21 protein-coding genes are annotated in these 22,962 nt (G+C 39.2%); 3 read left to right on the top strand and 18 right to left on the bottom strand.

What is annotated here, in order from left to right; translation table 11 throughout:
• Window positions 1–3 precede the first annotated feature (3 nt).
• From B9Y87_RS11525 to B9Y87_RS11515, 3 genes are read left to right on the top strand one after another with little or no spacing between them, the layout of a single operon-like run.
• A complete protein-coding gene (locus B9Y87_RS11525) occupies window positions 4–717 on the top strand; it encodes an NAD(P)H-binding protein (RefSeq protein ID WP_085499158.1) in 714 nt (237 codons plus the stop codon).
• Complete coding sequence (locus B9Y87_RS11520) at window positions 718–1,191, top strand: CYTH domain-containing protein (RefSeq protein ID WP_085499157.1); 474 nt, start codon at window positions 718–720, stop codon at window positions 1,189–1,191.
• A complete protein-coding gene (locus tag B9Y87_RS11515) occupies window positions 1,179–1,682 on the top strand; it encodes a YciI family protein (RefSeq protein WP_085499156.1) in 504 nt (167 codons plus the stop codon). The genes B9Y87_RS11520 and B9Y87_RS11515 overlap by 13 nt, the downstream gene beginning before the upstream one ends.
• On the opposite strand, the gene B9Y87_RS11510 is transcribed toward B9Y87_RS11515, so the two are convergent.
• The 18 genes from B9Y87_RS11510 to B9Y87_RS11425 all read right to left on the bottom strand — a co-directional run bounded on the left by B9Y87_RS11510 (window position 1,674) and on the right by B9Y87_RS11425 (window position 22,962).
• Window positions 1,674–2,264 carry a TetR/AcrR family transcriptional regulator gene (locus B9Y87_RS11510; protein WP_085499155.1) on the bottom strand — a complete coding sequence of 197 codons (591 nt, stop codon included), beginning with the start codon at window positions 2,262–2,264 and terminating at the stop codon, window positions 1,674–1,676. The two genes, B9Y87_RS11515 and B9Y87_RS11510, sit on opposite strands and share 9 nt — an antisense overlap.
• Before the next feature lie 18 nt (window positions 2,265–2,282).
• Entirely contained in the window at window positions 2,283–3,701 is a 1,419-nt protein-coding gene (locus B9Y87_RS11505; RefSeq protein ID WP_085499154.1) for an efflux transporter outer membrane subunit, read from the bottom strand.
• A gap of 5 nt (window positions 3,702–3,706) precedes the next feature.
• Entirely contained in the window at window positions 3,707–6,844 is a 3,138-nt protein-coding gene (locus B9Y87_RS11500; RefSeq protein ID WP_085499153.1) for an efflux RND transporter permease subunit, read from the bottom strand.
• Window positions 6,845–6,865: 21 nt separating this feature from the next.
• A complete protein-coding gene (locus B9Y87_RS11495) occupies window positions 6,866–7,987 on the bottom strand; it encodes an efflux RND transporter periplasmic adaptor subunit (RefSeq protein WP_085499152.1) in 1,122 nt (373 codons plus the stop codon).
• 79 nt (window positions 7,988–8,066) lie between these two features.
• A complete protein-coding gene (locus tag B9Y87_RS11490) occupies window positions 8,067–8,549 on the bottom strand; it encodes a GbsR/MarR family transcriptional regulator (RefSeq protein ID WP_085499151.1) in 483 nt (160 codons plus the stop codon).
• An 89-nt stretch (window positions 8,550–8,638) separates the two neighbouring features.
• A complete protein-coding gene (locus tag B9Y87_RS11485; protein WP_085499150.1) occupies window positions 8,639–9,034 on the bottom strand; it encodes a hypothetical protein in 396 nt (131 codons plus the stop codon).
• Window positions 9,035–9,176: 142 nt separating this feature from the next.
• Window positions 9,177–10,196: a phenylalanine--tRNA ligase subunit alpha gene (gene pheS, locus B9Y87_RS11480; protein ID WP_085499149.1), complete on the bottom strand. Its 1,020-nt coding sequence runs from the start codon at window positions 10,194–10,196 to the stop codon at window positions 9,177–9,179.
• A 78-nt stretch (window positions 10,197–10,274) separates the two neighbouring features.
• Window positions 10,275–12,155 carry a SulP family inorganic anion transporter gene (locus B9Y87_RS11475; RefSeq protein ID WP_085499148.1) on the bottom strand — a complete coding sequence of 627 codons (1,881 nt, stop codon included), beginning with the start codon at window positions 12,153–12,155 and terminating at the stop codon, window positions 10,275–10,277.
• A gap of 119 nt (window positions 12,156–12,274) precedes the next feature.
• A complete protein-coding gene (locus B9Y87_RS11470; protein ID WP_085499147.1) occupies window positions 12,275–12,904 on the bottom strand; it encodes a carbonic anhydrase family protein in 630 nt (209 codons plus the stop codon).
• Window positions 12,905–12,919: 15 nt separating this feature from the next.
• Window positions 12,920–13,765, bottom strand: a complete 846-nt coding sequence (locus B9Y87_RS11465; protein ID WP_176225622.1) for a universal stress protein — start codon at window positions 13,763–13,765, stop codon at window positions 12,920–12,922.
• 5 nt (window positions 13,766–13,770) lie between these two features.
• Complete coding sequence (locus B9Y87_RS11460; RefSeq protein WP_085499144.1) at window positions 13,771–15,363, bottom strand: SulP family inorganic anion transporter; 1,593 nt, start codon at window positions 15,361–15,363, stop codon at window positions 13,771–13,773.
• A gap of 83 nt (window positions 15,364–15,446) precedes the next feature.
• Window positions 15,447–15,743, bottom strand: coding sequence for a hypothetical protein (locus B9Y87_RS11455; RefSeq protein WP_085499141.1), 297 nt, complete (start codon window positions 15,741–15,743; stop codon window positions 15,447–15,449).
• 58 nt (window positions 15,744–15,801) lie between these two features.
• Entirely contained in the window at window positions 15,802–16,560 is a 759-nt protein-coding gene (locus tag B9Y87_RS11450) for an SH3 domain-containing protein (RefSeq protein WP_085499140.1), read from the bottom strand.
• A gap of 3 nt (window positions 16,561–16,563) precedes the next feature.
• Entirely contained in the window at window positions 16,564–18,342 is a 1,779-nt protein-coding gene (locus B9Y87_RS11445; RefSeq protein WP_085499138.1) for a BatD family protein, read from the bottom strand.
• Window positions 18,343–18,347: 5 nt separating this feature from the next.
• A complete protein-coding gene (locus tag B9Y87_RS11440) occupies window positions 18,348–19,205 on the bottom strand; it encodes a tetratricopeptide repeat protein (RefSeq protein WP_085499136.1) in 858 nt (285 codons plus the stop codon).
• Window positions 19,206–19,218: 13 nt separating this feature from the next.
• A complete protein-coding gene (locus B9Y87_RS11435; protein WP_085499134.1) occupies window positions 19,219–20,256 on the bottom strand; it encodes a VWA domain-containing protein in 1,038 nt (345 codons plus the stop codon).
• A 51-nt stretch (window positions 20,257–20,307) separates the two neighbouring features.
• Window positions 20,308–21,306 (bottom strand): vWA domain-containing protein, encoded by a 999-nt coding sequence (locus B9Y87_RS11430; RefSeq protein ID WP_085499132.1) that lies wholly within the window; start codon window positions 21,304–21,306, stop codon window positions 20,308–20,310.
• On the bottom strand, window positions 21,307–22,962 hold the full coding sequence (locus B9Y87_RS11425) for a hypothetical protein (protein WP_085499130.1): 1,656 nt from the start codon (window positions 22,960–22,962) through the stop codon (window positions 21,307–21,309). It lies immediately after the preceding gene.

Genomic DNA, 22,962 nt, shown 5'->3' with positions numbered 1-22,962 from the left:
CAAATGGGGCAGGGACAAATAAAATTAAGCGGTAAAACGGCCATAGTATTGGGTGCAACCGGCTTAACTGGAGGGTATTTAGTGCAGATGTTGCTCAAGGATGAACGGTATATAAAAATAAAACTCTTTTCTAGGAGCAGTATTGGGTTTTCCCATCCAAAATTAGAGGAACATATAGTAGACCTCTTAACTTTGGAAAGTCATAAAGCCAATTTTCTAGGGGATGAGGTGTTTTGTTGTATTGGTACTACCAAGGCTAAAACCCCCGATACGGAAATGTACAAAAGGATAGATTTTGGGATACCGGTTTCGGCGGCCAAAATAGGTCGTGAAAACGGGATTGAAACCTTCCTGGTCATCTCGGCCATGGGAGCCAATTCCAAAAGCAGTGTCACCTACAACAGAATAAAAGGGGAAATGGAAGAGGCCGTGTTAAAGTGCGGGATCCCCAAAACCTATATTTTACAACCCTCATTGATAGGAGGTAAGCGAGAGGAGAAACGGATAGGGGAATGGTTGGCCAAGCAGTTAATGAAGGTTCTAAATTTGGTTCTCGTTGGACCCTTGGAAAAATTTAGGTCCATTGAACCGGAGGTTATTGCGGGCACAATGGTTTGGTTGGCCAATAATAATTATGGCAATGTCAGGATCCAATCACATGAAATTAAGAGAATATACCGTAGCCATTTTTTAAATATTAGTAACCAATTAGCATAAATGATAGAAATAGAGCGTAAATTTTTAGTGAAGTCGGAAGCTTTTAAAACACACGCTGTTCAAAAGGAAAGAATTGTACAAGGTTTTTTAAATACGGATCCCTTAAGAACGGTAAGGGTAAGGATCAAGGGAGATAGGGGTTATATAACGGTGAAGGGAAAGGGTAACCAGAATGGCACCACGCGTTTTGAGTGGGAAAAGGAAATATCCGTTAAGGAGGCGGATGCCTTGATGAATTTGTCCGAGCCCGGGGTTATAGATAAGCTGAGATATTATATTGAGGTTGGGAAACATATTTATGAGGTAGATGAATTTTTTGGTGATAATTCGGGATTGATAGTAGCTGAAATTGAGTTGGAACATGAGAATGAGAACTTTTTCAAGCCCAGTTGGTTAGGACAGGAGGTAACGGCAGATGTCAGATATTACAATTCTCAGTTGAGTAAAAACCCTTTTAAGTCATGGAAAAAATAAGATTCTTATGTGCTGTCCTATTAATGGGACAGTTCTTATCCTGTAAGGATTCAGTAAATGGTACACGTGTACATTTGGAGCAGCAAGTCGTTGAACCGGAGCCTTCCGTGGCCCAAGTGAAGAAGCGTTTGGAATCACTGGGATTTAAAACTTTCGAATATAGGGATGAAAAGACCAAGGATACCATTTTGATGCAGCAATATTTTATGGCCTTTTTAAAGAGTGGGCCAAATCGCTCCCAATCCAAGGCTGAGGCCGATAGTCTACAGGCCTTGCATTTGGCCCATTTGGGCAGAATGTACGAGGAAGGTTATGCCGATATTTCGGGTCCTTTTACGGACAATGGGGACATACGGGGCATTACTATCTACAATGTGCCTACCCAAGAAATGGCAGATAGTCTGGCCAATATGGATCCTATGGTAAAATCGGGCAGGTTGGCCATTGAGATACACCCATGGTGGGCTGCCAAAGGATTTAAACTAAGATAGTTTGGAGACATAACTTTTTGTTGCTATACCTCTAAGATTATTTATGATCAAATGTTCCAATAATTCTGAACTGGTGTATTGATCAAAGAGATTATTGTTTGAAAAGAGCATATATTCCAGTCTGTTCAAATATATATGGGAAGTAAGTGCCAAATTCACATTCTGTCTGATCTGCCCTTTTGTTTGGGCCTGTTGTAATAGCCCAAGCACACGATTATGAATTACGTTTGCCCTAAATTCATTGAAAAGTTCGTTGGCGACGGGATAGTATTTCTTTAGGCCCATTAAAAATGAGGGGCTAAATTTTTTAAGATTATTCAACCCTATCCTGTAAATAGAAATAATTCCCTGGATAGGGTTGTTTTTTTCTTTTTCCAATGTCCTTGTTATCTCATTTTTCACTTTGGCCAATAGGTATTTGAGACTTTCCTGAACAATTTCTTCCTTGCTCGTAAAATACCTATAGATCGTTTTTTTTGAGATACCCATTTCATGGGCCAGGTCATCCAAGGTAAATCTTTTGCTTCCAAATTTTAAAAATTTGGAAATGGCAAATTCTAAAAATTCTTCCTGATTCTCCATGGCCTGTAAATTTGCCTTTTATTTCCAGCCACCACCCAAGGAACGATACAATTCTACTGTAGCCGATAATTGGGACAGTTTATTGGTAATAAGGTTTAATTCAGCACTAAGGGCACTTTGTCTAGCCGTTAACAAATCTAGGTAATTGGCGTAACCATTTTTTAACAACTCCTCAGAATTGCTTTCTGCTTTTCGCAAAGCCTCTACTTCATTTTTTCTGAACTCGAATTTTCTGGTTTCAGCTTCATAGGAAAATAGCGCGTTGGACACTTCACTTCCTGCAACCAATAAGGTTTTCTTAAAATTCAATAAGGACCTTTCCTGATTGGCAAGGGCCACTTCTTTTTGGGTTTTAAGTTTTCTTTGGTTCAAAAGAGGTTGTGTCAATCCACCAACTACTGTTGCAAATAGGGAGTTTGCGTTTAGTAACTTATCTAATTCCAAACTTTGTAAGCCGCCTGAAGCAGTTAAGGTAAGGGATGGATAGAAACTACTGTTGGCTACATTGGTCAATTCAAAATCTTTTATCAGAGCATATTCTGCAGCCATAACGTCCGGTCTGTTTCTTAACAATCTTGCAGGTACGCCCAGCTTTATTTCCTGATCAATGATTTGATTGTCCAATCGACTTCTTTTGAACTCTTGGGGTGCTTTGCCCAGCAAAATACTTAATGTGTTTTCTGCGTTAAAAATTGCAGTTTCTATATCTATTTGGAGTGCTCTAGCATTATTGTACTGTGCTATGTTTTGGTCTACTGCCACCTGGGTAACCTGACCCGCATCTTTTAAGGCTTGAATGGTCTCTACACTACTCTCCCTGGTTGCTATGGTTTGTTTTGTTACTTCCAACTGTGCATCCAAAGCCAATAGGTTGTAATAGGTATTGGCAATGCTGGAAATCAATTGTGTTTTTACGGCCTGATGTCCCGCAACACTTTGTAGATAATCTGCCTGTGTTGCCCTTTTATTACTTCTTATTTTCCCCCAAATATCAGCCTCCCAAGATAAATTTGCAGTAATATCATAAGTGTCCAAACCTCCACTAAATATAGAACCAAACTGACTGTTTTCTGAATATTCTTGGTGTGTATAGTTGGGCCCTACACTTAATGTTGGCATATAACCCGCCTTCCCTTGTTTTGCATACGCTTCTGCAGCAATCATTTGCTGAATTGCCATGCGAATGTCCATATTATTTTGAAGACCTTCCTCTATGTATTGTTCAAGATATTGATCTGTAAACAAGTCTTTCCAAGATACATCTGCCATGGAAACACTATCTTTTGGAAGGTTTTCGGTTCTATAAAGGTTTTCGGTTTTTATATCCAAATCTGGTCTTACGTAATCCCGGGCCACAAAACAACTTTGTAATGTTATTGCAACTACTACTATAAGGGCACCTCTATTTAAATTTCTATATTTTATAATTGATTTCATTGTTTTTAATCTTCAATAGTTTGTATTGCTGGTTTACTTGAGACTTTTTCCTGTAGCCACTGAAACAAGATAAATAGGATAGGAATTACAAAGACTCCCAAGATGGTTCCAATAAGCATTCCCCCCGCTGCCCCTGTTCCTATGGAGTTGTTTCCTTCTGCCCCAACACCTTTGGCCAGTACCAATGGCATTAATCCTAAAATAAAGGCAAAAGAGGTCATTAAAATTGGGCGTAATCTTGCTTTTGCTCCATGGATAGCAGCGTCTACAATACTTTCACCATTTTTTCGTCTTGCCAATGCAAACTCTACAATAAGTATGGCGTTTTTAGCGAGTAACCCAACTAGCATAATTAAGGCTATTTGGAAATAAATGTTGTTTTCCAGCCCTAGAAATTTCGTGCTTATATAGGCTCCAAACACCCCAAATGGAAGGGAGAGAACTACAGTAAATGGCAGTAGGTAACTTTCATACTGCGCACTTAATAAAAAGTAAACAAAGAGAATACTTAATGCGAATATGAAAATAGTTTGGTTACCAGCATTTACCTCTTCACGTGTTAAACCAGAATAGGCTACCGTATAATTACTTGGTAATTTTGCTACCTCTTCTTCAATAACCCTAATGGCATCACCGGTACTATACCCTTCATTTGTTGCTCCTGTAATATTAGTTGAGTTAAATAGGTTAAAACGTGTTACCGATTGCGGACCATAAACGCGTTTTAATTGTACAAATTGAGTAATTGGTGTCATCTCACCAGTATCTGTTCTTACATACATACTGTTTAAATCATCGGTAGTTGCCCTATCATTTGGTAAAGCTTGAATGTATACTCTAAATTGCTTTCCAAATTTTGAGAAATCTGATGCATAAACACCGCCTATATAACCTTGTAATGTAGAAAAAATACTGTTAATCGGAACGCCTTTCTCTTTCGCTAAAGGTACATTTACCTCCATTTCATATTGCGGGTAATTGGTGTTAAAGGCAGATTGCGCATATTTAATTTCGGGATGACTCATTAAGGCCATGGCAAAATCCTTATTAGCTTTATCCAAGTCTGTAAATTCACCTCCAAATTTGTCTAACAAATTCACCTCAAAACCGGATGAGTTACCAAAACCACGAATACTTGGTGGTGAGAAGAAAATAATATTTGCTTCTGGAATGGTTGCTGCTATACCAAATAATTTTCCGATTATGGCTTGAGAAGACAAAGAAGGATCTTTACGTTCGCTCCAGTCATCAAGTTTAAAAAAGCCAATTCCGTAGTTACTTCCTGCACCACTAATTAAGCTTCGCCCCTTAATAAAAGAGACATTAACAACTCCCGGTAATTCTTTTGTTTTTGCATATAATTCTTTAGTTACGGCATTTGTTCTATCTAAAGATGCTCCTGCTGGTAATTCAATATTGGCAAAAATAATTCCTCTATCTTCATTGGGTACAAACCCTGTTGGTGTTGTTTTTGCTGCCCAAAAAATACCAACTGCAGCCAACAATAACAATAGGGCAGGTATCCATTTTCTTTTATAAAACACTTGAAGTGATTTTCCATATCTCTCTACTGTGGCATTGAAACCGCGATTGAAGAGTGTATAAAAGCGCTTTAAGGGTCCTTTACCTTTAAGTTCCTCCTCTTCTTTATGTGTTTTTAAAAATAAGGCACATAAAGCCGGACTCAATGTTAAAGCATTTACTGCCGAAATAAGAATGGCTATTATTAATGTCACCCCAAATTGCTCGTAAAAAACACCTGTTGGACCTGTAATGAATGTTACTGGAATAAATACAGCTGCCATGACTAAGGTAATGGATATAATAGCTCCAGAAATTTCATTCATTGCGGTCAGGGTTGCATTTTTAGGATTTTTTTCGCCCTCATCCATTTTGGAATGAACTGCTTCCACAACCACAATGGCATCATCTACCACAATACCAATTGCGAGAACTAGCGCGAATAGCGTTAAGAGGTTTATGGAATAACCAAATACACCAAGGAAGAAGAAAGTACCAATAATAGAAACTGGAACCGCAATTGCTGGAATTAATGTTGAACGGAAATCTTGTAAGAATATAAATACTACTAAAAACACTAGTAAAAATGCTTCCAGTAAAGTACTAACAACCTTTTCAATCGACGCATTTAAAAATAAACTGGTGTCGTAAGGTATTGAAATATGTAATCCTTCGGGAAGGTCTTTTTCAACATTGTTAAGTGTTGTTTTTATATTTTCTATAATTTCCTGAGCGTTTGATCCTTTGGTTTGAAAAATGCCCATAAATACTGCAGGCTTTCCTATAGTCATGGCGTTTGATGAATAGGATTGGGCATCCAGTTCTATTGTTGCAACATCATTCAATCTTAGAAATTCGCCATTTCCTAGGGCTTTTATAACGATATCTCCATATTGTTTTTCCTCTTTAAAACGTCCACTATATGTTAATACATAAGAAAAGGATTCCCCATTATTTTCTCCTAGTGCTCCGGCCGCAGCCTCTAAATTTTGTTCTTGCAGAACAGCAGAAATATCTGAAGGAATTAAACTATAAGCGGCCAATTTTTCTGGCTTTAACCAAATGCGCATCGCATAATCTTGTTGGGAAAACACACTAACATCTCCAACACCGTTAATACGTTGAACAGCAGGTATTACATTTATTTTTAAATAATTCTGAATGAATGTGGCATCGTAATCTTCATTTTCAGAATACATTGAAATAAACATTAAAGCACTAGTTTCCTGTTTCTGTGTTGTTACTCCAGTTTGAATTACCTCTTGTGGCAATAAGGGATTGGCTCTTGCTACCCGGTTTTGCACGTTTACAGCTGCAATATCTGGATCCATTTCTTGGTTAAAATACACTGTAATTTCTGCTGTGCCGTTGTTGGATGCTGTAGAGGTAATGTACGTCATTCCCTCTGCACCATTAATCTGCTCTTCAATAGGTACGATTACACTTTCTAAAACAGTTTCTGCGTTGGCCCCAGGATATGAAGCTGTTACTTTAATTGTTGGCGGAGCAATGTCTGGATATTCCTCTATTGGCAGACTCGATATGCTTATAACACCAAGTACAACTATGATAATAGAAATTACCGTTGAAAGTACTGGTCTTTCAATAAATGTTTTTAACATGATAATTATGTTTGTTTATTTCTAGTTTTTAAATAGGGTTGCTACTGGCTTAATAGCTGTCTCGAAAGGTGTTTTTTGTGGGGATATGACCATTCCGCTTCTAAGTTTGCCAACTCCCGATACTATAATGGTATCGTTTGGATCCACACCAGATTCTACAACATATAAGTTATCTACACTTGCTTTTACATTAATAATAGCGGTAGTTACTTTGTTGTCTTCGTCCAACTTAAACAACATAATATTTCCTTGTTGCTCAAATGTTGCTTCTTGTGGAACAACAATTGCATTTTCATATATGGTTGGTATTTGAACTTTTCCACTATTGCCATTGGTTAATAGTCGGTTTGGATTATTAAAGACAGCTCTTAAACTAACGGTGCCTGTATTTGTGTTGACTTGCCCTGAGCTGGTTTCAATTTTGCCTTTTTCAGAATATGTATTTCCGTTTGCCAGTATTAGGTTTATATCGGAATAATTAGCCAATTTTTCTTTTAAATTTTCACCTTTGGCATTTTGTAAAAAGTCGAAGTATTGAGATTCATTTAAGCTAAAGAAGGCATAAACTTGGCTAATATCGCTAACGGTTGTTAATGCCTTTTGGTCATTTGGACTTACCAAAGCTCCTTCCCTAAAATGAATGGCACCAACATAACCATCTATAGGGCTTTTTATTGTGGCATAGCCAATGTTTGCAGAAACTCCGCTATAGCTCGCCTTAGCTTGTGCTAAATTGGCCTTGGCAGTTTCCAACTGAACTGGACTAATAATGTTTTTTTCTACAAGTGGGATCAATTTATCAACTTCAACCTGTGCGGCATTGACCCTTGCTTTTGCTGCTCCTGCATCTTGATTTAATGACTGTGTTTCCAATTTAAAAAGTACTTGCCCTTTTTTTACTTTTTGACCTTCATCTACATATACTTTTTCAATGTATCCCGATGTTTTAGCTCTAACATCACTGTTTACCCTACCCTCAATCGTAGTAGGATATTCCGTATAACCCGTTACTGTCTTATGTTCCACTTGGGATACTGGAATTGCTGCAGGTGGTGCGGTTGGCGGTGGGGTAGCACTTTTGTTGACACAGGAAGAGAGTATCGTTGCAATACCGATTATGGTAAATGTGGTGATTCTTTTCATATTATAAATATTGATGATTTGTTAAGGTTTTGTTAATTCGAAATGTTCGGTACTAACCGAACTAATTTGTAAAATTTTTTTATTGTTCTAGTTTTGACAATTTTTCAATGGTTACTTCAAACGCATTTTGATTTTTCTTTAGGCAATCCATATAAATTTTAGTTTTTTCTTTGTTCGCCACATATTTATCGGGATTGTAGGTTTCGTTATATGCGACCACTTTTTGTATCATTTTTGATTCGTTTTGTGCTTTTTTGAGTGCTTGTTCTAATTTTTTAATAAAAAAGGTGTTTTTATCGGCAATTTTAAAATATCTTTTTCTATCCCCTGCTTTGGTAAAATATTTAATCATTCCCAATTGAAGTAATAGATTTATGGAGGTGGAGATTGAGCTTTTGCTCGCACCCCGTTTCAGTAGACATTCTTCGAATGTTAAGCCAATTTCATCTGTAAGGACCAAACTTGCAAAGATCCTAGCAGCTAATGGAGGTAAGGAATATTCATTTTCAAAGTGAATTCCTAATTCCTCTATTAACTCTTTTCTGTATTGCTCTTTGTTCATATTTTGAAAATTGAAATACAAAAGTACTGTTAGTTCTGTAAAAAACGAACTAAAAAAACGTTAATTTTTTGTTAACAACAATTAAGGGTCTATTGCGCCAGTATACCCTCCAATTCCATAACCGGGATAGGTCCTAGATTGGATTCGCTAATAGCGTATTTTTCGAAGAGGAAGCGCTTTTCGTACAGTTTGTCATCTGCGAAAAAAGTAACAAAGAATTCATTGTTGAAAGCTAGTATTTCTTCCTGAAGTATTTCAATTTTTCGAAAGCTTTTGGCCGGAATGTCACCCAATCCATGCCTCATGGTAGATGTTTTACGGTCTTCTTCATAACCGTTGGAGACAGCAATGACCGCTTCTATCTTGGAATCCCTATCGTTGATAATGTAAGCATTCCAATTTTTTTCCAAGAATTCATCGTTCCATTCATGTACAATGGCAACGTGTACATTTTTTGCAATTGGAATTTCTATATCTTTTTTCAATTGTACAGGAAATAATTCAGAATTCCCCCAACTAAGGTTGTCGAGGAAATTTTGTTAATACTATATTTTATAGATAGGCACCCTTTCCAAAAAAGGTGCTCTAAATATGATTGTCACATTTGCCGAAATGCCGGAATTAAAATTAAAAAGCACTCTTAAACTGTTCTAAAAAGCGAACATCATTTTCGCTCAAAAGTCTAATATCTGAAATTTGATGTAGCAGTAAGGCAATTCTATCGATACCCATACCAAAAGCAAATCCGGAGTATTCGTTGGCATCGATGCCACAATTGGTAAGCACATTGGGGTCTACCATTCCACAGCCCATGATTTCCAGCCACCCGGTACCCTTGGTCATTTTATAATCGGTTTCGGTTTCCAGTCCCCAATAAACATCTACTTCGGCACTAGGTTCGGTAAATGGGAAGTAGGATGGCCTAAGCCTTATTTTGGATTTTCCGAATAATTCGGTGGTGAAAAATTGCAATGTTTGTTTTAAATCGGCAAAGGAAACATCCTTGTCTATATAGAGTCCTTCTACCTGATGAAAAAAGCAATGGGAGCGGGCGGATATTGCTTCGTTCCGATACACCCTACCAGGCGAAATGGTCCTTATGGGCGGTTTGTTGTTTTCCATATAGTGCACTTGTACCGATGAGGTATGGGTACGCAATAAAATGTCCGGATCGGTCTGTATAAAAAACGTATCCTGCATATCTCTTGCGGGATGATATTCCGGAAGGTTTAGAGCAGTGAAATTATGCCAGTCGTCCTCTATTTCCGGTCCTTCCGAGACATTGAACCCTATGCGGGAAAAGATGTCAATAATCTGATTTTTGACTATCGAAATAGGATGGCGGGTTCCAAGGCCCAAGGGCTCCCCAGGTCTTGTTAAATCACCATAGATACCTTTTTCCTCTTTCTTATTTTCGAGGGCTTCCTTTAAAGTATTTACTTTTTCGGTAGCGACGGTCTTTAGTAAATTGACGGTTTTCCCAAATTCTTTTTTTTGCTCATTGGGAACGTTTTTAAATTCGGAAAAAAATTGATTGAACAATCCTTTTTTTCCCAGGTACTTTATGCGAAATGCCTCTATGGCCTCAATATCGGTAGATGAAAAATTTTCTACCTCGGTAATATGCTTTTTTATGCTATCGATCATGTTGTTCGGCTAATGCCGCAAATTTAAGATATTTACGGCATTACCGACTACATATTTTATCATAAATTGGCTTGTAACCTAGGCTGAAGCTTCGGCCTTTTGTTCTACTGTCTTTTTGTTTAAGTAAGAAATGCACTCATCAAAAGTGTTAAAAATACGTTCTTTTGGTATTAGATCTGGTATTAGATCTACCCTTTCCATCATGTAACGTGGTTGATCCAGCACATCTACCAACAAAACTTCAATGTTGGAATTAAGTAAATCTATAAGTACATCTTCCAAAGTGTAAAGGCCGGATTGGTCCATATACTGCATTCTGTCCATGCGAATTATTACCGTGGATGCAGTTCTTGGAATTTGGTTTGCCAAGGCTTGAAATTCACTGGTGGAACCAAAGAACAGGGGGCCTTTAATGTGCTTTATAAATACTTTTTCCTTTAAATGTTTCGGGAAATTGGCCTCATCTGCCCATCCTTTTTCATGTTCCAAGGTTTTTACATCCGATCTTTCTGCCGTAAGATCTCCCATTTTTTTCATGAACATTAAGGAGGCAATTACAAGACCCACACCCACGGCATAGACCAAATTCCATACGGATGAAAGTACAAGTACCACGAGCATGATGATAACCTCAGAACTCAATTTAATTGGTCCAAGGCTTATGTCTTTCGGTAAACTTGGGATGGCTTTTAATCCTTTATAATCCATAACACCTATACCTACCGTAACCAATATCCCAGCAAGTACTGCTGCAGGTATTTGCGATGCCACTGGGCCCAAAGCCAAAAGAATGATAAGAAGCAAAATACCTGCGACCATACCGGACAGTTTGGTTTTGCCCCCTGCGTTTATGTTCACTACGGTACGAATGGTGGCACCGGCTCCAGGGATTCCCCCAAAAATAGCGGCTATACTGTTTCCTATTCCCTGACCTACAAGTTCCTTATTGGGCTGATGTTTCGTTTTGGTCATGTTATCGGCCACAACGGAGGTTAAAAGTGAATCTATGGCTCCCAATAATGCCAAGGTCAATGCCGTAAAGAAATAGGGGGTTATGGAGCTAAGTTTAAATCCGGTAAATATTTCGAGGTTGGGAACGGGGAAGCCACTGGGTATTTCTTCGATAGGGCGATAGTTGAGTCCAAAACCGTAGGCCACTCCTGAAACAACGATCAAGGCTACCAAGGCGCTAGGTATGGTAGTCGTAATTTTTTTGAAGCCATAAATAATGGCGATGGTAGATAAGGCTAGGATAAGTTCCATCCAATTAATGTTTTGCATGGCCCTAGGTAGGACTTTTAAGGTACCCAAAACCCCTGAAGCCTCACTCTTGGCTAGGGTTCTTGCCTCTTTGTCCATATCCTCTTGGGTAATGGATTTTGAACGTTCTATAGTTTCTTCAAAATCTTCCAAAACCAGAATACCCTCGCCAGCTTCTTCTTTAAGAATATTTTCTAAGATGATTTCCTCTGCCATTGGTTTAAATTGCGATACATACTCATCATCTTCCTTAGGATAATACCCTACGGATGGTAGAATTTGGGTCACCAAAATAATGACACCAATGGCGGTCATAAAACCGGAAACCACGGGATAAGGAATATATCTAATGTACTTACCTATACCTATAAGACCCAAGCCTATTTGCATAAGGCCGGCCAATAGAAATATGATAAGAATGGCTGGAAGCGCCTTTTCTATGCTTCCGTCATTAACAGCCACTAACCCTGCAATAACCACCATACTTACGGCTGTCATTGGAGCCGTTGGGCCGGAAATTTGAGTGTTGGTGCCTCCAAAAAGCGCAGCGAAAAAACTGATGAAAATAGCTCCATACAGTCCGGCGCTGGGTCCAAGCCCGGAACTTACTCCAAAGGCTAAAGCCAGTGGGAGAGCAACAATACCTGCTGTTATTCCGCCAAATAGGTCTCCTCTAAAATTTGAAAAAAAATTTTTCATAATATTGAATTTAATGCTGGGTTAGTTTAAGCAATTAGTACTAAAGATTGAAACCAACCTTTGGTTTCAATAATAAGAAGGCCAGTATAGCTATACTGACCTTCTGGGTCATTAGGGTATTAATCGTAGAAAATAACTTCGCCATTGGAAACGTCGTACATGGCGCCAACAACTTTAATTTCCCCCTTTGTTTCCATTTCGGTTAACACAGGGCTATCCTTGCGAATGTTGCCTATAGTTAAATGTACGTTCTTTTCTGCAACTTTATCTACGAATTCTAGGTTTTTGGAGTTCCTTAAACTCTCATCAGCGGGTTCTTTAACGGCCTCCACTGCTGGTTCTATCTTGTTGATCAGGGCAGTAAGATTACCTAATCTTGCATGATCACAAGCTCCCTTTACAGCACCACAACTGGTGTGGCCCAGAACAACGAGTAGTTTAGTGCCTGCAAGTTTGCAAGCAAACTCCATACTGCCCAAAATATCTTCATTAACAAAGTTGCCAGCTATTCTAATGCTGAAAATATCACCTAATCCTTGGTCAAAGACCAATTCTGCGGAAACTCTGGAGTCGATACAACTCAAAATGGTTGCAAAAGGAAATTGACCTTCACTGGTATCGTTCACCTGTTCAAGTAGGTTTCTATTGGCCTTTAGATTGTTTTGAAATCTTTGGTTGCCTTCCTTCAAGTATTGCAATGCCTTTTCGGGGGTCATTGTGGCTTGGGTTTCTCTTGTATGCGCTTTCATATTTATTTGTTTTTATTAAGCAATTTTTAGTGTTGTGTTAAAATTATAATGGGTTTGTTTTTCCCCGGTAATCATAATATTAATATCCGATTTCCTTACCTTATCATATATATTCAATAGTCTGGAAAGATCTTCTTTTTCCTTATTTCCTCCATCCAAAAGCAACAGATCTATGTTGCTTATGGATAAATAGACGGGAAGATTATTCACCGTATTTTCATTGAGGTCAAAAACAAAGTTGATGGTCTTGCGTCCTTCTGAACCGGCTGTTTTTGGTATGAAATTTGAAGATTCACCAATGTTAAAAGACTTTAGAGGACTGTTTGAATGTTGAAATAGCTCTTCGGTAAAGGATGAGCCAAATATTCCTTCGGAACAATTAAGGGAGCCAATCCCGATCTTTCTGCCTGGTTCAAGGCCTTTGTCATGTGGAACGATCAGGACAGGGCCCTTAAAAACACTTAGAACAAAGTTGATTACTCTATTTTCGGCAGTATTAAAATGTTTGCTCTTATGTCTTCCCAAGACTATAATGTCCGGGTCGTTTTCGTGTAGATATCTATCAATCTCATTTCTAATATTACCAAAGGTACTGGAATAATGAATAGCTACCCCGTAATTATCAATTATGGGCGACAATATATTCTTCATTCTTTTTTCCGTCTGAATATATTCACGGTTTAATGTACGCATGGCCGACAATTGGTTTTCTTTCCCAATAACTGCCGTTGGCTTCGTTACATTTAAGACTTCTATTTCACCATTGATGATTTGGGCCAAACTAACAGCACTTTTTAGCAGGCTGGAAATATCTCCCTGTAAATTAGTGAATAAAGCTATTTTGTGTTTATTTCTTGTCATTTCCATTAGCTTAAACTTAATTTGGATTTTGGTCTAGTTCTAAAGAATTCTGTAAAACTTGACGGATTTTCAATTACCCCGCGCTTAGAAAGTAGTTGAATATCTATATTGCGCTCTTTTGCCTTTACGGAAAAGTTGTCCAAAATTTCAATGATATCAGGATCTAGATACCTAGTCTTAAGCAGATTTATTTCCAAATAGGTGTCCCTGGGTAAGCTGTCCAATTCTTTTAGGATGGCACCTTTATTAAAGAAGGTAACTTCTTCTGCAAGTGTCATTTTTATCTTGTGCTTACCGTTGCTTACATCTTCCATATGAAGGAAATGGGAATTCTGGTAGCTTTTTAGTAGGATAATAAACACCCCTACAACAAGACCTAGGCAAATACCAACAAGCAAATCTGTAAATATGATACCAAATACGGTAACGGCAAAGGGTACGAACTGCTTCCATCCCAATTTGTACATTTGGACAAAAAGGGCCGGTTTGGCCAATTTATAGCCTACTATAAAGAGTATTGCCGCCAAAACCGAAAGGGGGATCATATTCAATAACTTAGGAATTAGAATAACGGAAACAAGTAACAGGAAACCATGAAAAATGGTCGATAGTTTTGATTTTCCACCAGATTGAATGTTGGCAGAACTTCTAACGATTACTTGGGTTATGGGCAGTCCTCCGATTAGACCGGATATAATATTACCGGTACCTTGCGCAAGTAGCTCGCGGTTGGTAGGCGTTACGTTTTTTTCAGGGTCTAACTTATCGGTGGCCTCAACACATAATAGGGTCTCCAAACTAGCTACCAAAGCAATGGTAAAGGCGGTAACCCATACATCCGGGTTGGTGATGGCAGCAAAATTAGGCAAACTGAACTGCCCAAAAAATGATGCCGTGTCTTCGGGAATGGGTACGCTTACCAAGTGATCCGATGAAATGGATAAGTATGAACTGTTCTGTGTCAACACAAAGAATATGATACCAACTGCCACGGCTACCAATGGCCCTTGGATAAGTTGAAAGATTTTTCCTTTTTTGGAAAGTACTTTATCCCACAACAATAGTATGGATAGGCCCATTACGGCCACCAGTGTTGCTCCGGGGCTAATATTGTTTACGGTATTTAGGATTTCCGAAAAGGTATTCTCCCCATCTACCTGAAAAAAGGCCCAATCACCTTCGGGGTCTGGGTCATAACCAAAAAAATGTGGAATTTGTTTAAGGATGATAATGATACCTATACCTGTCAGCATTCCTTTTATTACGGACGAAGGGAAATAGTACCCAATAATACCAGCTTTTAGAAAGCCAAAAATCAACTGAATAATTCCACCTAATACAACGGCAACCAGGAAGTTTTCAAAACCTCCCAGTGCGCCAATAGCGGTTAACACAATAGCGGCCAGACCAGCTGCCGGTCCACTAACACCAATTTTGGAGCCACTTAGCCCTCCAACAACAATACCACCGATAATACCGGCAATTAGACCTGAAAACAAGGGGGCACCACTGGCCAGGGCAATACCCAAACAAAGGGGTAGCGCAACGAAGAATACTACGACACTTGCGGGAAGGTCGTTTTTAATATTTTTGAACATATATAAAAAAAATAATTTAGTCCTTAATGGGATTCAAGGACAAGTTTTTAATTAATCGAAAAAGTTTTACTTAACTGATGGGATTAACTAATATGTTCAGGTGGTGGCAGAAGAATTTTTTGGGTGAAGTTAATATGTCCCATGGGGTGGTAAACACCCAAAATCGATTTTTGGGACAGGGCAATTAAAGAAAAATCTGTAAAACCATCGTTTACGAACTTTTCCTGTAAGGGAGATTTCTTACCGGTTTCTTGCTGTTCTTCTTCGTTAAGGTTGGTTACAATAACGGGATCGTCAATATCTAGCAAAGTAATTGCGCTCGGAGCTACTATGGCAAATAGCCAAAGTGAAAGCAAAAGTACACGAGCGAAAACTTTCATAGTTTTATTAATTATGACAAATATAACACCAACGGTTTGATTAGACGTTAAAGAAATATTAAAAATCCTTAAGTACTTTTATGTCATCTGACGGAATCCATCCCGTGGTGCCATCGGCGATTTCAATTTTTTTCCAGTCATTTAATTGTTCAAGTACATTGATTTTGGTCCCGGCGTGCAAAGTAAAAATAGTCTGACTCCTATTGTTTGGTTCGGATTTAATGCCAACTTCTTCCGTAAAAACAATGGCAGGTTGTTCCGATTCAAATTTAGAAAATTGTAAATAGGCCAGTACCACCGATAATAAGGTAAAGAGCAGAAAAATAAGGCTGCTTATGAAGGCTATTCGTTTTTGGGTAGAAAATTTGAAATAATAGAAGGCGATATAACAGCATACAAAAAGCATCATAAAGCCAATGGCCAAATAGGCCCATTGATCAAATGAAAGGTAGTTGGTGAGTCTGTTGTACATTTTGGAAATAGAGGTCTGGGGCAGGGGCTCAATGGCATCCAAAGTCATATTTTGGGCATATGACAAGTTGTTCCTAATGTCCTGATCATTTGGTTTTAACAATAAGGCCTTCTCGTAGTAATAGATACTGGGGGCAATTTTGTCTAGTTTATAATAGGTGTTCCCCAAATTGAAATAAAGTTCTGCGGAATGCTCCCCATTTGCCAAGATCTTTAAATAATTGTCCGCCGCTTTAGTATACTCTCCTTGGTTGTACAAGGCCGTAGCTTCCTCAAATAGCTGTTCATTTTGGGAAAATCCCAAGGTACATACCAAAAACGCTAAAATAGTCAATACACGTACCATTGTTTAAATTTGTTTGTCCAGTTGTGAAATAACCTCACTGGCTTTGTTGTAATCCTGTTGCATCTGAACATCTGAGAAAGGACTATATCTAGCCATTTCGCAGTTCTTAAGTAACCCTACAAAACCTTCCTTCGTAGTTTCGTCTACATTTTTTTCACTTAATAAGGAGGCTATTTTATCCTTGCTGAATTCTGATGTCTCTATTTTAAGTTTGGCCTTTAAATAATTGTGCAATGCCTTTTCCAAAGCCACGTAAAACGATTCTTTGGATCCCAGTCCTTTTTTGGCCGCGGATAGGTATTTCTTGGCCAGTCTGTTGGCTCGTTTAATTTTGTTTCCTTCCACGTCACTGGCAATAGCCTCTCTTTTTTTACCAAAGAGGATGGCCAATGGGATTAATAAAACCGGTAGTAACCACCACAGAAAGAAGCTTTTGGATCCAAAAAAATATTTATTACTAATGGCTGTGAGATTTGGTTTTATTTTATTGAATACAAATTGATCTCCCGTAGCCACAACCCTTTGTTTATTATTGGAAATAGGACCAGTGTTATTTGCGGCTCCACTTGTTGGGCCTTCCAGTACATTGATCATAATTTCCCCGGAACTCAAGGTTTGATATTTTTCAGTCTTAGGGTTGAAGAAACTAAAAGTTATACTGGGAATGGGATACTTGCCTTTAAATGTAGGCACTACCGTATAACTATTACTAACATTTCCTTCCATACCGGATAGGGTGGTACGGACACTTTCATTGAACTCCGGATCATATACTTCCAAGGAACTTGGTAGGTTTAAACTTGGAATTTCGAAAAGTTTTAAATTTCCCTTGCCATTTATGGCCACTTTGGCCTGCAGGGATTCGGATGCGTTAAGATGTGTTTTACTGCTGGTCACCGAAAATTGGAATTCTCCTACCGCACCACTAAAATCTGCCGGTTTACCTTCTGTGGGCAAAGGTTTTACATTAATTTTCCTATTTCCGGCGGATACCGTCTTGTTGGTCTGTGCAAATATTCTACCCCCAAAAAAATCGCGTTTGTTGGTGGGAACCTGTAGACTTACATCCAGGGAAAGTGGTTCAATTTCCAATTCTCCTGTTTTCTGAGGGTATAAAACTACCCGCTTTAAGATTACTGACCTATATGCCTTGCCATCATAGGTGGTATTCTGTACATCGTATTTGGTGACCGGAATATCCTGGCTCCAGAAATTGTTGTACTTGGGGTTGTCCAGCGCCCTAAAATTGGTTACGTCTATAGATGGACTTGCATAAAGCTTATAAACTACCGTAACGGCCTCATTTAAATATGGGCTGGTTTTGGATATTTCGGCAACCAGGTGTAAACTTTCATCCGCAACATCGTCTACTGTTTTTTCGCCGTCCGGTCTTTCAACCGCAGCGGTAACCTCCACTTCTTTGGGGAGTGATTTATAGGTCTCTCCCTTGATAACAATGGTGGCCTGTTTAATAGTGAATTTGCCCCTTGCCGTAGGTGCCAGCGTATAGGTATAGGTTTTGGAAAAGCTCCTTACCCCGTTCACCCATGAGGAACTAATGGATTGCGATGGACCCATAAGTACCCTAAAACCTTCAAAATCAGGAGGAACAAAATTATCTCCATCCCTGTTCATGGTAAAGTCTACCCTAAGACGTTCGTTAATGCCCAATACCTCCTTGCTGAGATTCATCTCGAAGGTGACGGGCTCATCGTTCTGGGCATACGAGAGTATGCCGAGGAACAATATTGAGAATAACGATATGTATCTTTTAATATTCACGTGTATTACCAGTCTTTTTCATTTTGGATTTTTGCACCTTTTACTTTTTGTGCATCAATTTTTTCCTGTACTTTTTTCTCCTCGTTCTGCATGGCCTCCAATAAGTTTTTCACTTGTTGGGGGGATAATTGGTTAGGTCTAGGTTGTTGTTGCTTCTGCTCTTCTGCCTTATAGGGCTCGTCGTTTTTCTCTTCATCATCTCCTTCACCCTCTTTATTGTCTTCTTTCTGTTCCTCTCCTTTATCTCCCTCTTCCTTATTGTCGCCCTGGTTCTCCTCTTCTTGGTCTCCTTTATTGTCTTCGTTCTGGTCCCCTTCCTTTTTATCCTGGTTTTGGTCCTGCTGATCTTTTTGGTCTTCCTGGTTCTGGTCGTCCTTATTCTGATCGTTTTGTTGCTGTTCATCCTGCTGTTTTTTCAGCATTTCTTTGGCCAACGCCAAATTGTAACGGGTCTCCTCATCCGTAGGGTCATTTCTTAAGGATTCTTTATAGGCATCTACAGCTTTTTGGTATTCTTTGTTTTTCATAAAGACATTGCCCATGTTATGGTAGGCCATGTGCTTGTCTTTTTTGTTGGTAGCATTTTCTCCCGCCTGCTTAAATCTGCCAAAGGCTTCGCTATAGGTTTCGTTTTCATAATAGGCGTTCCCCAAATTGTATGGCGCTATACTGTTTTCTACACTCTTGGAGATGGCCCTCCTATAGTTGGCTTCGGCATTTACAAAATTACTTTCGGACAGATCTTTATTTGCCTCCCAAGTATAGTTGTTGGCAATTTTAAGTGATTTTTCCTTTTCCTTGTCCACTTCCTGCGCTTGGATAAGGCCTCCGATCAAAATAATGATAAATGCTATCTTTTTCATAATCCTTCTGCGTTTATCGCTCGTTAAACAGATTCAATTTTTTAAGCCACTTCGTTTTTCTATCCAAGACAAAAATGTCTAAAAATAAGAATAAAAGCCCTGCAGCCAAAAACCATTGGAACTGATCCTTGAATTCTGCAAATTGTTTGGCCTCAAATTCTTTCTTGTCCATTTGGTTTAATTGCTCCTTAATAAATTCAACGGCTTCATCCGTGTTTTCTCCGTTTATGTATTCTCCATTGCCCTCATCGGCAATTTCCTGAAGCACCTCTTCATTTAATTTTGTAATGACCACCTCACCTTGGCTATCCTTTTTGAGACTTTCAACAATACCATTTCTTTTAAGGGGTATGGGTGCTCCTTTTGTTTTTCCTACCCCAATGGTAAATATCCTAATGCCTTCATTGGTGGCGTCCTCTACGGCATTGCTTACATTGCCTTCGGAATGGTCCTCCCCGTCCGAAATAATGAAAAGTACACGGTTGGTTTGTTCCTCATCGTCATAATAGGTCGATGCCAATTCAATGGCCTGATCAATAGCTGTTCCTTGTGAGGAAAGCATATCGGTGTTCATGTTTTGAAGGAACATTTTGGCGGCCCCATAATCGGTTGTTATTGGGAGTTGGGGAAATGCCTGTCCGGCATATGCAATTATTCCAATTCTATCACTCGCCAATTGATTGATAATTTCGGAAACCAAACGTTTGGCCTTTTCCAGTCTATTAGGGGCTATATCCTCGGCCAACATACTTTTGGAAACATCCACGGCAAATACGATATCTACCCCTTCCCTTTTAACCGTTTCCAGTTTGGTACCCATCTTTGGGTTGACCAATGCCATTGTTAATGAGGCCAATCCCAATAGAATGAAAATTAATTTTAAGGTGGATTTAAAATTGGATCTGTCCGGAGTCAATCGCTTTAAAAGACCAAGGTCCGCGAATTTTCTCTGGGTTCTTTTTTTCCAAATTTGAAGGAGCACAAAAATAACTACCATCACCGGAATGACGGATAACAGATATAAATACGATTTTTCGTCTAACTGAATCATTTTGTATACTTCCTTTTTAAATCAAATTCCTCTAAGCCTATTTTCTTGATATTAAATAAAACTTCTATATAAGGTGTTCCTTGCCAGCCATTCCAACAAGAGCAAAACCCCTGCCAAATACACCCAAGGTCTAAATTTTTCTTCGTATTTGTAGTACTTAAACTCCTCCACTTCAGTTTTTTCCAACTTATTGATCTCCTCGTAAATGGCTTCCAGCTTTTTATTGTCGGTAGCCCTAAAATATTGCCCTCCGGTTGTTTCCGCAATAGATTTTAACAGACTTTCATCTATTTCTACTTCCCGCATACCGTATCGGAAGGATCCGTCGGCGTTATATGCTATAGGCGACATGGCATTTCCATTGGTGCCAAGACCGATGGTGTAGGTTTTTATACCGAACTCCACTGCCAGATCTGCGGCAGTTTGGGGCTCTATAAACCCCGAATTGTTTACCCCATCTGTAAGCAAAATAATTACTTTGCTCAAAGCCTTGCTCTCCTTTAGCCTATTTACTGAAGTGGCAAGTCCCATTCCTATAGCTGTCCCGTCATTTAGTTGCCCATAGGTTATTTCGTCCAATGCCCTTAAAACAATGGATTTATCACTTGTAATGGGTGTTTTGGTATAGCTTTCCCCTGCATAGGCTACCAAACCTATCCTGTCGTTAGGTCTTTCATTAATAAAATCGGCCGCTACTTTTTTAAGTGCTGCCAATCTGTATGGCTTTAGATCTTTTGCCAGCATACTGGAGGAAACATCAATGGCCATAACAATATCGATTCCTTTAGTTGTTTTGGTCCTTGTGGAAATATCCTCGGTCTGTGGTCTGGCCATGGCAACTATGATCGCGGCCAAAGCCAATAAGCGCATGGCAAACAGCGCCGGTTTTAATTTGGGTAATATGCTACCTTTTTGAAAGCCCTTGATGCTCGACATTTTTAAGGAAGCGGTCTGTTCCTTTCTTTTGAAGAAATACCAAAGCATTGCCACTGGAAGTAATAGAAACAACCAGAAAAATTGTGGGTTCGCAAAGGAAATATTCTCAAACATCTATAAGCTCGTTTTTACTTCTACTGAGTTTAAAATTCGGTCTACTATCTGGTCGGCATAATGGTCGTCTTCCAACCATGTTAAGATTACATTTTGCTGAAAACCTTTTCCTCCAAAAAATAGGACCACATAGTTTCCAGAGATCAATTCTTTGGATTCGGGCACGGCAAATTTTCCACTTCCGTACAGCTTAACCCCTTTTACTCCAGAGAGGGTAGAAAAAGGTTCTTGCTTGGTGGTGATGTTCTTGGCACCTTGGTTCTCAAAATTTTTCAAAATTTGTTCGGAGGCCTTTTCAAAATCCGGTTCCTCTGGTTGTGCCAAGGTAATAGAGGTGGCTCCAATGGTAAACAGTCCAATGGAGCTCCTGTAGGCAAATGCCTGCATTTCTTTAATAGTAGCCTGTGCCTCAGGTGGCAGTTTTACCGCCTGGCGCAATAAGACTTCCGGGGTATGTAAACTAATAGGTGGAAAACCGTAATCGCTTTGTACCCACTCCCCTTCCAATAATTCTTTGGTAGGGTGGCCCAAAACGGTATCCTTTACCTGTCCAAATCCGTAGTAACCTATTGCTGCTACAGTGGAAAATAAAAGTACAAGGACCGCAGTGACGGCAACAATGACCAATTTTTTCTTCTGTTTCTTGCGTTCCAACTCCTCCAAGTACTCTTCCCTTTGCAATAATTCCTCTTCAGTGGGTTCTGGAATAGCCTCTTTGGTCTTGATCACAATCTGTTCAACAGATTTTCTATCCTGTTCGGCCACGGAGGACTCCGGCTTGGATTTTGCAAATTTCACCAAATCGGAGGTTTGTAAAACCTTTTTGAACTGTTGTATGGTCTCGTTGTCAAGTTTCAACTGTCCAGCATCCTTCATCATTTCCAATTTGTCTATCAATTGGTCCGTAGTACTTTCCAATGCCGTGACATGAACATCCTCTTCCAAGTAGGACCGCACAATGTCCGTTAATTCGGAATAATAGGATTTATAATCGTCCTGAATTAAATATTTTGATTTTTCCAATTGCTTTAAACCTAGAATTGCACGGTCAAAAGGAGGTAGAAGGGCTACCTTTTCCTCTTCGCTCAACGGTTTTTTTCTAAAAACGAACCAATACAGGGCCGCTCCGGCCAAAATAAGGATGCCCAATATCCAAAGGAGTATTTTCCAGAGGGTCCCGTTCGATTTTTCTACATTGATAATGGGTTTTATGTCGTACATCTTCTGTGCCAAGGTGTCGACCGGAACAGTAGCAACATCAATTTTTACGGAATCGGTAAAAAACGGTTTTCCGTTTACCATAATCTGTTGCCTTGGCAGCATATAGGTGCCGGAATCAAATTGGGTGAGGGCATAGATTTTTTGCAAGGTCATCCGGTCCAATTTTTTAACCGTATCGGTCTTTAGTGCTTCCACGGTTTCCAATGGCGAAAAGGTCTGGCCTTCCGGAAATATTACCTGGGAGGTAGAATCTGTTTCCACGGTGACCTTAAAATTTATCTGTTCGCCAATCTTTATGTAAGTGGTATCCACCTCCGACTTAATGGTGGGGTTACTCTGGCTAAAACCATGGGCCGTAACAAATAATAGGCACCATGTTATACAACCTAGTAAATACGAACAACTATTTTTAATGCTCAAATTTAAGTTCCTCAT

The sequence above is a fragment of the Arenibacter troitsensis genome (assembly GCF_900177645.1).
GTDB lineage: Bacteria > Bacteroidota > Bacteroidia > Flavobacteriales > Flavobacteriaceae > Arenibacter > Arenibacter troitsensis.
This window is presented reverse-complemented; position numbering and strand designations above follow the sequence as displayed.